The organism is Pseudomonas sp. CAU 1711 (genome assembly GCF_039888625.1).
Classification (GTDB): Bacteria; Pseudomonadota; Gammaproteobacteria; order Pseudomonadales; family Pseudomonadaceae; genus Aquipseudomonas.
In genome coordinates, this window is record NZ_JBDQQT010000004.1 from 183,913 (window position 1) to 197,001 (window position 13,089).

A 13,089-nucleotide genomic window follows, 5' to 3' on the forward strand; every position below is an offset into this window, starting at 1 on the left:
CGTAGACAGGGCCGCCGTTGGAGAAACTGGCTTTTAGATGTCCAGCAGCAGACGCGCCGGGTCTTCCAGCAAGTTCTTGATGGTTACCAGGAAGGTCACGGCTTCCTTACCATCGATCAGGCGGTGGTCGTAGGACAACGCCAGGTACATCATCGGGCGGATCACCACCTGGCCGTTGATGGCCATCGGCCGCTGGATGATGTTGTGCATGCCGAGGATGGCCGCTTGCGGCGGGTTGACGATCGGGGTCGACATCATCGAGCCGAAAGTACCGCCGTTGGTGATGGTGAAGGTGCCGCCGGTCATTTCTTCGATCGACAGTTTGCCCTCACGCGCCTTCTTGCCGAAGGTGGCGATGCCGCTCTCGATCTCGGCCAGGCTCATCAGCTCGGCGTTGCGCAGCACCGGTACCACCAGGCCACGGTCGCTGGAGACGGCCACGCCGATGTCCTGGTAGCCGTGGTAGACGATGTCGTTGCCGTCGATCGAGGCGTTGACCGCCGGCAGACGCTTCAGCGCCTCGACGGCGGCCTTGACGAAGAAGGACATGAAGCCCAGGCGCACGCCGTTGTGGGTCTTCTCGAACAGGTCCTTGTACTTCGAACGCAGGGCCATGACTTCGGTCATGTCGACTTCGTTGAAGGTGGTCAGCTGGGCCATGGTGGACTGGGCTTCGACCAGACGCTCGGCGACCTTGGCGCGCAGGCGGGTCATCGGCACGCGCTTCTCGACGCGATCGCCGGAGGCGAACAGCGGCGCATCGGCGGCCGGCGCGGCCGGCTTGGCGGCCGGAGCCGGAGCGGCTTTCTTGGCGGCGACGGCGGCGACGGCGTCTTCCTTGGTCACGCGACCGCCCTTGCCGGTGCCGACGATGGAGTTCGGATCGATGCCGCCCTCCTCGGCGATCTTGCGCGCGGCCGGCGACAGGATGGCGTCATCGGCGCTAGCAGCCGGAGCAGCGGCTGCAGGCGCGGCGGCCGGGGCGGCGACGGCGGCACCGGCGGCGCCCAGGCGGCCCAGCAGCTCGCCGGAGAGCACGGTGTCGCCCTCGTTCTTGACGATTTCGGCGAGTACGCCGTCGGCTTCGGCGAGTACTTCCATCACCACCTTGTCGGTTTCGATGTCGACGATCAGCTCATCGCGCTTGACCGCATCGCCCGGCTTCTTGTGCCAGGTGGCGACGGTGCCGTCGGCAACCGATTCCGGGAAGGTTGGGGCTTTGATCTCGATAGCCATTGTGTGTGTTTCCTTAAATTCGGTTTCTTCGGGAGGTGGCGGCCCATGCCGCCACCCCAATGCGCGAAGGCGTTAGACAGTAAAGGCGTCGTTCAGCAGTTTTTCCTGCTGCTCGGCGTGCATCGAGGCGTAGCCGCAGGCCGGCGCAGCCGAACCCTCGCGACCGGCGTACTCGAGGAACAGAGCCTTCTTGTGCGCGGATGCGACGCGACGCATGTGGTGCTGGCTGCAGTACCAGGCGCCCTGGTTCATCGGCTCTTCCTGGCACCAGACGATGTGCTTGAGGTTCTTGTACGGCGCCAGCGCCTCGGCCAGATCGTCTTCCGGGAACGGATAGAGCTGCTCGATACGCACGATGGCGATGTCCTCGCGGCCCTCGTTGCGACGCTTGGCCAGCAGGTCGTAGTAGACCTTGCCGCTGCACAGGATGACGCGCTCGACCTTCTTCGGGTCGTGCTGGTCGATCTCGCCGATGACGGTCTGGAACGAGCCCTCGGCCAGTTCCTCCAGGGTCGAGATGGCCAGCGGGTGGCGCAGCAGCGACTTCGGCGACATCACCACCAGCGGCTTGCGCAGCGGACGGATCACCTGACGGCGCAGCAGATGGTAGATCTGCGCCGGAGTGGTCGGCACGCAGACCTGCATGTTGTGCTCGGCGCACAGTTGCAGGAAGCGCTCCAGACGCGCAGAGCTGTGCTCCGGGCCCTGCCCTTCGTAGCCGTGCGGCAGCAGCATGGTCAGGCCGCACAGACGGCCCCACTTGTGCTCGCCGCTGGAGATGAACTGGTCGAACACCACCTGGGCGCCGTTGGCGAAGTCGCCGAACTGGGCCTCCCAGATCACCAGCGCATTGGGCATGGTGGTGGCATAGCCGTACTCGAACGCCAGTACCGCCTCTTCCGAGAGGAAGGAGTCGAACAGCTGGAAGCGCGGCTGGCCTTCGTAGAGGTTCTGCAGCGGCAGGTAGGTGGTCGCGTCCTTCTGGTTGTGCAGCGCCGCATGGCGGTGCGAGAAGGTGCCGCGGCCGACGTCCTGGCCGGTCATGCGCACCGGATGGCCTTCGAACAGCAGGGTGGCGTAGGCCAGGTTCTCGGCGTAGCCCCAGTTGATCGGCATGGCGCCGGCGGTCATCTTGGCGCGGTCTTCCATCACCTTGGCGACCTGGCGCTGCAGCACGAAGCCTTCGGGAATCTCCAGCAGCTTGTTGGCCAGGTCCTGCAGGGTCTTCAGCTCGAAGCGGGTATCGTGGCGCGCGGTCCAGGCGTGGCCCAGGTAGGGCTTCCAGTCGACGAACAGCTCCTTGTTCGGCTCCTTGACCAGGCTCTTGACCACGTGCTGGCCGTTGTCCAGCGCGTTGCGGTAGTCCTCGATGCGGGCCTTGACCGCGTCCTCGGCGATGCGGCCGGCCTGCACCAGGCTGTCGGCGTACAGCTCACGAGTGGTGCGCTGCTTGGCGATCTGCTGGTACATCAGCGGCTGGGTGCCGGAGGGCTCGTCGGCCTCGTTGTGGCCGCGGCGACGGTAGCAGACCAGGTCGATGACCACGTCGCGCTTGAACTGCATGCGGTAGTCGACGGCCAGCTGGGTGACGAACAGCACGGCCTCCGGATCGTCGCCGTTCACGTGGAAGATCGGCGCCTGGATCATCTTCGCCACGTCGGTGCAGTACTCGGTGGAGCGCGAGTCTTCCGCACGGCTGGTGGTGAAGCCGACCTGATTGTTGATCACGATGTGGATGGTGCCGCCGGTCTTGTAGGCCCGGGTCTGCGACATCTGGAAGGTTTCCATGACCACGCCCTGGCCGGCGAAGGCCGCGTCGCCGTGGATGGAGATCGGCAGCACCTTGTCGCCGGTAACGTCGCTGCGACGGTCCTGACGGGCACGCACCGAGCCCTCGACCACCGGGGAGACGATCTCCAGGTGCGAGGGGTTGAACGCCAGCGCCAGGTGCACTTCGCCGCCCGGAGTCATGACGTTGGAGGAGAAGCCCTGGTGGTACTTCACGTCGCCGGAGGACAGGCCTTCGACCTGCTTGCCCTCGAACTCGTCGAACAGGTCACGCGGGTTCTTGCCGAAGGTGTTGACCAGCACGTTGAGGCGGCCGCGGTGGGCCATGCCGATGACGATTTCCTGGGTGCCATAGGAGCCGGAACGCTGGATGATCTCGTCCAGCAGCGGGATCAGGCTCTCGCCGCCCTCCAGGCCGAAGCGCTTGGTGCCCGGGTATTTGGTGCCCAGGTACTTCTCCAGGCCCTCGGCGGCGGTCAGACGCTCGAGCAGGTGGCCCTGCACCTCGGGCGAATAGGCCGGGCGGCCGCGCACGCTCTCCAGGCGCTGCTGGAACCACTTGCGCTGCTCGGAGTCGACGATGTGGGTGAACTCGGCGCCGATGGTGCGACAATATGTCTGCTGCAGCGCCTCGTGGATTTCCCGTAGAGTCGCCTCCTCCTTGCCGATGTAAAGCTCACCGGTACGGAAGGTGGTGTCGAGGTCGGCGTCGGTCAGACCATAGTGGTTGACCGCCAGGTCGGCCGGCACCGGGCGCTGCCACAGCCCCAGCGGGTCGAGCTGCGACGCCTGATGGCCGCGCATGCGATAGGCCTGTACCAGACGCAGGACTTCCACCTGCTTCTTCTCGTGCTCGCTGCTGACGCTACCGGCGGAAACCGGTTGCGCGCGGCGCTGGTTCTTGGCCAGCAGCACGAACTGGTCGCGTACGGTGGAGTGCGAGACATCGGTGGCGGGGTTGCCGTCGGCCGGCAACTTCTGGAAGTAAGTGCGCCACTCTTCTGGCACAGCGTTGGGATCGTGCAGGTAGAGCTCGTAGAGCTCCTCCACGTAGGCCGCGTTACCACCGGATAGGTGGGCGCTTTCCCACATGCGCTGCATCACGCTTTCTTGCATGCTTGGTCACCCTCGGTAAGGGGACACCACCGGCGTGGAGGCCGCAGCTTGCTCATTCGAAGTCCTCAGGCAGCGACTCGGTAAGCCACTACGGATCCCGCAGATAGTCCGGGCACCAGCCCGGATGCCCCTGCTGGTCGTCATTTTCTTTCAAGTACGAACCCCGGCTTTGTGGGCTGGGGCTCTGGTCTTTGCTGCGCCGGCGGATCGCTCCGCCGGCGCAGGTATTGCGTTTACAGCCGGATCAGGTACCGCTCTGCAGCAGCATGTTGCGCACGTGACCGATGGCCTTGGTCGGGTTCAGGCCTTTCGGGCAGACGTTGACGCAGTTCATGATGCCGCGGCAGCGGAACACGCTGAACGGATCGTCCAGGGACGCCAGACGCTCGGCGGTCTTGGTGTCGCGGCTGTCGGCCAGGAAGCGGTAGGCCTGCAGCAGCGCGGCGGGACCGAGGAACTTGTCCGGGTTCCACCAGAACGACGGGCAGCTGGTGGAGCAGCACGCGCACAGGATGCACTCGTACAGGCCGTCCAGCTTCTCGCGCTCTTCCGGGCTCTGCAGACGCTCGATGGCCGGGGCCGGCGTGTCATTCTGCAGGAACGGCTGCACCTTCTCGTATTGCTTGTAGAAGATGCTCATGTCGACGACCAGGTCACGAATGACCGGCAGACCCGGCAGCGGACGGATCACCAGCTTGTTGCCCTTCACCACACTGGACAGCGGGGTGATGCAGGCCAAGCCGTTCTTGCCGCTGATGTTCATGCCGTCGGAACCGCACACGCCTTCGCGGCAGGAGCGACGGTAGGAGAAGCCTTCGTCCTGTTCCTTGATCAGGGCCAGCACGTCGAGAACCATCAGGTCCTTGCCGTCGATCTGTACCTGGAAGTCCTGCATGAACGGCGCGACGTCTTTTTCCGGGTTGTAGCGATAAACGCTGACTTGCAAAGTGTTACCAAGAGACATGGTGGCCACCCTTAATAAGTACGTACTTTGGGTTCGAACGCCGGAACGGTCTTCGGCGCGAAGTTGACGGCGCGCTTGGACACGCGCTTGTCACCCGGGAAGTACAGGGAGTGGCACAGCCAGTTCTCGTCGTCGCGATCCTCGAAGTCTTCGCGGGCGTGGGCGCCACGGGACTCGGTACGGGTATCGGCGGCGATGGCAGTGGCCTCGGCCACTTCCAGCAGGTTCTGCAGCTCCAGCGCCTCGATGCGCGCGGTGTTGAAGGCCTGGCTCTTGTCGGAGATCTTGACGTTGGCGATGCGCTCGCGCAGATCGGCCAGCTGGGCGATGCCCTTCTTCATGTATTCGCCGGTACGGAATACACCGAAGTAGTTCTGCATGCACTGCTGCAGCTCGCGCTTGAGCGGGGCGACTTCTTCGCCGCTGCTGCGCTCGTTGACACCGGACAGGCGCTTGAGCGAAGCCTCGATGTCGGTCTCGCTGGCACCACGGACTTCCACGCCTTCCTTCAGCGCTTTTTCCAGGTGCAGACCGGCGGCGCGGCCGAATACCACCAGGTCGAGCAGCGAGTTGCCGCCCAGACGGTTGGCGCCGTGCACCGATACGCAGGCCACTTCGCCCACGGCGAACAGGCCTTCGACGATCTTGTCGTTGCCGTTGGCGTCCTGGGTGATGGCCTGGCCATGGATGTTGGTGGCCACGCCACCCATCATGTAGTGGCAGGTCGGGATGACCGGAACCGGCGCGACCACCGGGTCGACGTGGGCGAAGGTCTTGGACAGTTCGCAGATGCCCGGCAGGCGGCTGTGCAGCACTTCCTCGCCGAGGTGATCGAGCTTCAGCAGCACGTGGTCCTTGTTCGGGCCACAGCCGTTGCCGGCGATCACTTCCTTGACCATGGAGCGGGCGACCACGTCGCGACCGGCCAGGTCCTTGGCGTTCGGCGCGTAACGTTCCATGAAGCGCTCGCCGTGGGCGTTGATCAGGTAGCCACCCTCGCCGCGGCAGCCCTCGGTGACCAGCACACCGGCGCCGGCGATGCCGGTCGGGTGGAACTGCCACATCTCGATGTCCTGCACCGGCACGCCGGCACGCAGGGCCATGCCCACGCCGTCACCGGTGTTGATCAGGGCGTTGGTGGTGGAGGCGTAGATACGACCGGCACCGCCAGTGGCAAGAACAACGGCCTTGGAGCGGATGTAGACGGTCTCGCCGGTCTCGATGCAGATGGCGATGATGCCGACCACGGCGCCGTCCTGGTTCTTCACCAGGTCGACGGCGTACCACTCGTTGAGGAACGAGGTGCCGGCCTTCAGGTTGGCCTGGTACAGGGTGTGCAGCAGGGCATGACCGGTACGGTCGGCCGCGGCGCAGGTACGGGCCGCCTGGGTCGGATTGTCCGGCCCCTTGGACTGGCCGCCGAACGGACGCTGGTAGATGCGACCCTGCTCGGTGCGGGAGAACGGCAGGCCCATGTGCTCGAGCTCGAACACGGCTTCCGGGCCGACGGAGCACATGTATTCGATGGCGTCCTGGTCACCGATGTAGTCGGAGCCCTTGACGGTGTCGTACATGTGCCAGCGCCAATCGTCGTTCGGGTCGGCCGAGGCGATGGCGCAGGTGATGCCGCCCTGGGCGGACACGGTATGCGAACGAGTCGGGAAGACCTTGGTGACTACCGCAGTCTTGTGGCCACCCTGGGCCAGTTGCAGCGCGGCACGCATGCCAGCACCGCCGCCACCGACGATGATGGCGTCATAGGAAAGAGTACGAATGCTAGACATGAATCAGACACCCCAGAGAATCTGCACACCCCAGACGAAGAACGCGAACATCGCAATGCCGCAGAACGCCTGGAAGAGGAAACGCACGACAGTCGCCGACTTGCCGAACGCCATGGGCGTCAGGTAGTCGGTGGAAATGGTCCACATGCCGACCCAGGCGTGAGCGCCGAGGGCAACCAGGGCCAGCAGACTGAAGATACGCATCGCGGTGCAGTCGAACAGGGCGTGCCACTGGTCGTAGCCGATGCCCGGATTGACTACCAGATAGCCGATCAGGAACAGAAAATAAGCCGCGAGAACGACCGCCGACACACGCTGGGCCATCCAGTCATAGAGGCCCGAACGCGACAGATTGGTTACGTTGGTTACCATACCCAGACCCCCGCCAGAACGATGACCACCGCCGACACGGCGATGACGATCTTCGAGCCCAGCTTGCCGCCTTCCAGCGACTCGCCGACACCCATGTCCATGATCAGGTGGCGCACGCCGGCCACCAGGTGATACAGCAGGGCGGACAACAGCCCCCAGACGATCAGCTTGGCCAGCGGACTGGTCAGACACGCCTTAACTTCTGCGAAGCCCTCCTCGGAAGCCAGGGACTTGTCGAGCGCGAACAGCAGCACGGCAATGCCCAGGAAGAGGATGACACCGGAAATACGGTGCAGAATGGACGTATAAGCTGTGATCGGGAGTTTTATAGTCCTGAGATCTAGGTTTACAGGTCGTTGGCTATTCACGGCTTTTTTCACACTAGAGGCCCCTAACAAGCAGGGCAAGTTGTCGGGAAGTGCACTGGTCAGGTACCCCTCACCAAGGGAGTGCCAGCCGCCTGCTTGCAGGCTTTCAAGCCATTGGCGGCCGGGCGCAGAGTATAGACAGTTAGGTTACTAATGACAACGCAATGCCCCACCCTAAAAAGCGGATTGCGCCCCCTTAATAAATGACGTATTAGCGCCCCGAAACAGGGCTGGAAGCCCTCTGCCGCTTGGGTTCCGGCAAATTGACTTTCAGATTTATGTCTCTATAGTGTCCCGGGCCCTGCGTGGGGGGCTGTCTGATGATTCCAAGCATAAACAGGAGGCCACACATGGCTGACAAAAAAGCGCAGTTGATCATCGAGGGCAATGCCCCCGTAGAGCTGCCCGTACTGACCGGCACCGTGGGTCCCGATGTTGTCGACGTGAGAGGCCTGACCGCCACGGGTCGCTTCACTTTTGATCCTGGCTTTATGTCGACCGCCTCTTGCGAGTCGAAGATCACCTACATCGACGGCGACGCCGGTGTCCTGCTGCATCGCGGCTACCCCATCGAGCAGCTGGCGGAGAAATCCGACTACCTGGAAACCTGCTACCTGCTGCTCAACGGCGAACTGCCGACCGCCGAGCAGAAGGCCCAGTTCGTCAGCACCATCAAGAATCACACCATGGTGCACGAGCAGCTGAAGACCTTCTTCAACGGCTTCCGTCGCGACGCCCACCCGATGGCCATCATGTGTGGCGTGGTCGGCGCCCTCTCCGCCTTCTACCACGACTCGCTGGACATCAATAACCCGCACCACCGCGAGATTTCCGCCATGCGCTTGGTGGCCAAGATGCCGACCATCGCCGCCATGGCCTACAAGTACTCCATGGGCCAGCCCATGATGTACCCGCGTAACGACCTGAACTACGCGGAAAACTTCCTGCACATGATGTTCAATACCCCGTGCGAGATCAAACCGATCAGCCCGGTGCTGGCCAAGGCTATGGATCGCATCTTCATCCTGCACGCCGACCATGAGCAGAACGCCTCCACCTCCACCGTACGCCTGGCCGGCTCCTCGGGTGCCAACCCGTTCGCCTGCATCGCCGCCGGCATCGCCGCGCTCTGGGGCCCGGCCCACGGTGGCGCCAACGAGGCCGTGCTGAACATGCTGGACGAGATCGGCAGCGTCGAGAACATCGACACCTTCATCGCCAAGGCCAAGGACAAGAACGATCCGTTCAAGCTGATGGGCTTCGGCCATCGCGTGTACAAGAACCGCGACCCGCGCGCCACCGTGATGAAGCAGACCTGCGACGAAGTGCTGGGCGAGCTGGGCATCAAGAACGACCCGCAACTGGAACTGGCCATGAAGCTGGAAGAGATCGCCCTGACCGATCCCTACTTCAAGGAGCGCAACCTGTACCCGAACGTGGACTTCTACTCGGGCATCATTCTCAAGGCCATCGGCATCCCGACCAGCATGTTCACCGTGATCTTCGCCCTGTCGCGTACCGTCGGCTGGATCTCGCACTGGAAGGAAATGCTGTCCAGCCCGTACAAGATCGGCCGTCCGCGCCAGCTCTACACCGGCTACGACAAGCGCGAGTACGTCAGCCTGGAAGACCGCAAGTAATCTGTCGACCCGCCCCAGGCCAGCGCCTTCGGCGCTATCGACAGAACCCAGAACGCCCGATGCCATGCATCGGGCGTTTTGTTTTGCATGGAGCCCCGCACTATCGCAGTCAGCCAGCCGCCTGGTGCCAGAGCACCTCGCCACTGCCCTGCCCCCACGACTGGAAATGCGCACCGTAGGCCCCCTCCACCGAGGCCCGCTTGATCTTCAGGGTCGGCGTGAGGAAGCCGTTGTCCACCGCCCAGACCTCGGGCACTAGCACCAGGCCGTTGAGCTGCTCGTGCTTGTCCAGCCCCCGATTGGTCTCATCCAGCAGGCGCTTGAGGCTGCTCTCCAGCTGCTCGCGGGACTCCTTGCGCCCGGCCTCGGACAGCACGCACAGGGCCAGAGGCTGCGGCAGGCCATCGCCGACCACGCAGACCTGCTCGATATGGCTGTGCACGGCCAGGCGGTTCTCGATCGGCGCCGGGGCCACGTACTTGCCCTTGCTGGTCTTGAAGATCTCCTTGATCCGCCCGGTCAGGCGCAGGTTGCCCTCGGCGTCCTGCTCGCCCTTGTCGCCGGTGCGCAGGAAGCCGTCGGCGGTCATCACCTCGGCGGTCTTGCCCGGCTCCTTGTAGTAGCCCTGCATGGTCGAGCCGCTGCGCACCTGCACCTCGCCCTCCTCGCTGATGCGCACCTCCACGCCAGGGTTGTTCTGGCCGATCCAGCCGAGCCGGGCCCGCCCCGGCCGGCCGACATGGGAGTAGCCGCAGTTCTCGGTCATGCCGTAGACGTTGAGCACCTCCAGGCCGAGACGCTTGTACCAGTTCAACAGGGCATCGGGGACCGGCGCCGCGCCGCACAGGGAGTAGCGCAGCGCATCCAGCCCCAGGCCGCGCAGCACCTTGCGCCCGACCAACCGACCGAGCAGCGGAATGGCGAGGAGGAAATCGAGCCTGCCCGCCGGCATCTTCGAGTAGACCCCCATCTGGAACTTGGTCCAGATCCGCGGCACGCCGAAGAACACCGTAGGCCGCGCGCGGCGCAGGTCTTCGAGGAAGGTCTCCAGGCTCTCGGCGAAGTACACGGTCATGCCGCTGTACAGGGAGTTGAGCTCGACGAACATGCGTTCGGCCACATGACACAGCGGCAGATAGGACAGCACCCGGTCCGCTTCGCCGACACCGAACAGCTCCGAGGCATGCCCGGCGGTGAAGCCGAAGTTGCCGAAATTGTGCATCACCCCCTTGGGCATGCCGGTAGTGCCGGAGGTGTAGATGATGGTGGCGAGCCGATCGGCGGCCGGGCGCGGCCTGTCCTGGATCGGCGCACAGGCCTGCAGATCCTGCCAGGCACGGTCGAAGCGCCCCGGCGCATGCAGCGGCAGGGCGACGGTGAGCAACCCCTGCGGCACGCCGGGCGCCATGGCCGACCAGTCGTCCAGCTTGCCGATAAAGGCCACCCTGGCCTCGGCATGCTCCAGCACCTGGCGCACCGACTCGGCGGTGAGGTTGGGATAGAGCGGCACAGAGACGTGCCCGGCCATCCAGATGGCCAGGTCGGCAACTATCCAGTGCGCGCAGTTCTTCGAAATGATGGCGATCTTGCTGCCCTGCGCCAGCTCCAGGCCACGCAGCCAGGCGGCGGCCCGCCGCGCCTGCTCGCCGACCTCGGACCAGGTCAACTGCTCTGTCCGGCCACCGTCCAGCGGCTGGATCAGGTAAGTCTTGTTCGGATGACGCGACTCTCGCTCGAAGAACAGGTCGAGCGGCAAACGGACTGCATCGGCCACGGGGCCTCCTTGTTTCTTGTTTTTGTCACAGGGAGCAACCAAGCACTTGCTTGGTCGAATATTCCATGCGTGGGGAGGGGCGGCAAGTAGATAAATGTTACAGGCGCACGCAAGCCCGCATCGCCCGGGCATACGCCAGCGAAGCGCTTCGACGAGTGCAGCTCAGTGGGGGTGGTAGAGCCCGACCAGGCGCATCAGCCCGGGAATCGTCTCGCCTTCCAGTTCGACCAGGCTGGCGGTGTGCAGCAGCAGCGGCTCCTGCAGATGCCCCTGCAGCAGGAAGCCACCGAGCTGGCCGAGCAAGGGGTTGTGGCTGACCAGCAGGCAGTCGCCGGAATAGGCATAGAGGCGGCCGGCGACTTGGCGCGGATCGTCGTCCGGCGTCAGCCAGTCGAGGGTGGTCAGCGGCAGATCGAGGCCCAGCGCCTCGCGCACCAGTTCGGCGCTCTGCTGGGCGCGCCGATAGGGGCTGACCAGGATATGCGCGAGCGCCTCGCCGCGCAGGCGCCTGGCGCTCTTGCGTACCTCCTTGCGACCATGCTCGGTCAGCGCCCGCTCGGCGTCGCTGCGCGCCCGCGGCTCGGCCTCGCCGTGGCGCAGCAGCCAGAGCTTCACAGCTTGGGTTCTTCGTCGCGCACCGGATGCGGGGCCGGCGGGATGCTGTGCGGCTCGTTGTCCTCGGGTGCCCGCGGCGTCGGCCAGTCGGCGAAGGGCCAGGGCTTCTCTTCGCTGTTGAAGGTACCGAAGCGACCGATCTGCTGCAGATACTGGCTGAGACTGTCGCCGAAGCCCTGCAGGCTGCCATTGGCTGCCCCATAGAACAGGCGATAGCCCAGTTGCAGCAGGACCACGCCGGCGAGAACGATCTCGGCCAGTTGCCAGACGATGGCGAAGATCACCATCCACAGAATGCGCAGGGCGATGGATTCGCGCTCCAGTTCCTTGGTTTCGTCGCTCATGACAGCCTCCTCTTTAGAATCCACTGGGGGAGATGAAGTCCACATCGGTCTTCGGCTCGCCGCGCATCAGCGCCTGAATCACCTGCTCCAGGGTGCGCCCCTCGAACAGGATGGCATACAGGCCGGCGACCAGGGGCATGTAGACCTGCAGCTCCTCGGCCTTGCTCTTCAGCACCTTGAGCGTATTGACCCCCTCGGCCACCTCGCCCAGGCGCGCCACCGCGTCGTCCAGCGACAGGCCTTCGCCCAACGCATGGCCGACCTGGAAGTTGCGACTCTTGGGCGAGGAGCAGGTGACGATCAGATCGCCGACCCCGGCCAGGCCGAGGAAGGTCATGGGGTTGGCGCCGAGCTGCACGGCGAACCGGGTCATCTCGGCCAGGGCGCGAGTGATCAGCATGCTCTTGGTGTTCTCGCCCATGCCCAGCGCCACGGCCATGCCGGCGATGATGGCATAGACGTTCTTCAGCGCACCGCCCAGCTCCACGCCGAAGCTGTCGCGGCTGGCGTAGACGCGGAAGGTGCGCCCGTGCAGGGCCTCCTGTACGCGCTGGCAGAGCTCCTCGTCCTCGCTGGCGATCACCGTGGCGGTCAATGCGTGCTCGGCGATCTCGCGCGCCAGGTTGGGCCCGGACAGCACGCCGATGCGCGCCTGCGGCGCCACTTCGGCGAGGATCTGGCTCATCAGCTTGAAGCTTTCGGCCTCGATGCCCTTGGTGGTGCTCACCAGCAGCTTGCCGGCGAGCTGTTCGGCCACCGGCTGCAAGGCCTGGCGCAGGGCCGACGAGGGAATGGCGACGAACACCAGCTCGCTGACCGCCAGCACGGCCGGCAGGTCGGTCACCGGCTCGACGCCAGGCAACAGCTTGATGCCCTTGAGGTAGCGCGGGTTCTCACGCTGACTGCGCATGGCCTCAGCCTGCTCGGGGTCACGCATCCACTGCAGGACACGCTGGCCGTTGGCGGCCAGGAGGTTGGCAATGGCGGTGCCGAAGCTGCCGCCGCCCAGTACTGCAACGGGTTGTTGCTCGGTCATTAGAAATTCCAGACGGATCGGGTGGTGGCATTATCACGAAGCCAGGAGCGAC

11 protein-coding genes are annotated in these 13,089 nt (G+C 64.6%); 1 reads left to right on the plus strand and 10 read right to left on the minus strand.

The genetic code is table 11. From position 1 onward, the window contains the following. Positions 1-33: 33 nt before the first annotated feature. The 6 genes from odhB to sdhC form a co-directional block, all read right to left on the minus strand. Entirely contained in the window at positions 34-1,236 is a 1,203-nt protein-coding gene (gene odhB / locus AAFN46_RS06035; protein WP_347807787.1) for a 2-oxoglutarate dehydrogenase complex dihydrolipoyllysine-residue succinyltransferase, read from the minus strand. Between the two features lie 72 nt (positions 1,237-1,308). After that, positions 1,309-4,140, minus strand: a complete 2,832-nt coding sequence (locus tag AAFN46_RS06040) for a 2-oxoglutarate dehydrogenase E1 component (RefSeq protein ID WP_347807788.1) — start codon at positions 4,138-4,140, stop codon at positions 1,309-1,311. A gap of 244 nt (positions 4,141-4,384) precedes the next feature. After that, on the minus strand, positions 4,385-5,104 hold the full coding sequence (locus tag AAFN46_RS06045) for a succinate dehydrogenase iron-sulfur subunit (protein WP_347807789.1): 720 nt from the start codon (positions 5,102-5,104) through the stop codon (positions 4,385-4,387). A gap of 11 nt (positions 5,105-5,115) precedes the next feature. Then, the gene (sdhA, locus tag AAFN46_RS06050; protein WP_347807790.1) at positions 5,116-6,888 is read right to left on the minus strand and encodes a succinate dehydrogenase flavoprotein subunit; all 1,773 of its coding nucleotides are present in this window, start codon (positions 6,886-6,888) and stop codon (positions 5,116-5,118) included. 3 nt (positions 6,889-6,891) lie between these two features. Then, positions 6,892-7,260 (minus strand): succinate dehydrogenase, hydrophobic membrane anchor protein, encoded by a 369-nt coding sequence (sdhD, locus tag AAFN46_RS06055; protein ID WP_347807791.1) that lies wholly within the window; start codon positions 7,258-7,260, stop codon positions 6,892-6,894. After that, the gene (gene sdhC, locus AAFN46_RS06060) at positions 7,254-7,640 is read right to left on the minus strand and encodes a succinate dehydrogenase, cytochrome b556 subunit (RefSeq protein ID WP_347807792.1); all 387 of its coding nucleotides are present in this window, start codon (positions 7,638-7,640) and stop codon (positions 7,254-7,256) included. Before sdhC ends, sdhD begins: the two co-directional genes overlap by 7 nt. Before the next feature lie 338 nt (positions 7,641-7,978). Here sdhC and gltA point away from each other — a divergent pair, with 338 nt between their 5' ends. Continuing rightward, positions 7,979-9,268: a citrate synthase gene (gene gltA / locus AAFN46_RS06065; protein ID WP_347807793.1), complete on the plus strand. Its 1,290-nt coding sequence runs from the start codon at positions 7,979-7,981 to the stop codon at positions 9,266-9,268. Between the two features lie 109 nt (positions 9,269-9,377). On the opposite strand, the gene AAFN46_RS06070 is transcribed toward gltA, so the two are convergent. The 4 genes from AAFN46_RS06070 to AAFN46_RS06085 all read right to left on the minus strand — a co-directional run bounded on the left by AAFN46_RS06070 (position 9,378) and on the right by AAFN46_RS06085 (position 13,037). Beyond that, positions 9,378-11,042, minus strand: coding sequence for an AMP-binding protein (locus AAFN46_RS06070; RefSeq protein ID WP_347807794.1), 1,665 nt, complete (start codon positions 11,040-11,042; stop codon positions 9,378-9,380). Positions 11,043-11,204: 162 nt separating this feature from the next. After that, on the minus strand, positions 11,205-11,657 hold the full coding sequence (gene sixA / locus AAFN46_RS06075; RefSeq protein WP_347807795.1) for a phosphohistidine phosphatase SixA: 453 nt from the start codon (positions 11,655-11,657) through the stop codon (positions 11,205-11,207). Beyond that, a complete protein-coding gene (locus tag AAFN46_RS06080; RefSeq protein ID WP_347807796.1) occupies positions 11,654-12,001 on the minus strand; it encodes a DUF4389 domain-containing protein in 348 nt (115 codons plus the stop codon). The genes sixA and AAFN46_RS06080 overlap by 4 nt, the downstream gene beginning before the upstream one ends. Positions 12,002-12,014: 13 nt before the next feature. Then, complete coding sequence (locus AAFN46_RS06085; RefSeq protein WP_347807797.1) at positions 12,015-13,037, minus strand: NAD(P)H-dependent glycerol-3-phosphate dehydrogenase; 1,023 nt, start codon at positions 13,035-13,037, stop codon at positions 12,015-12,017. Between the last annotated feature and the right edge of the window lie 52 nt (positions 13,038-13,089).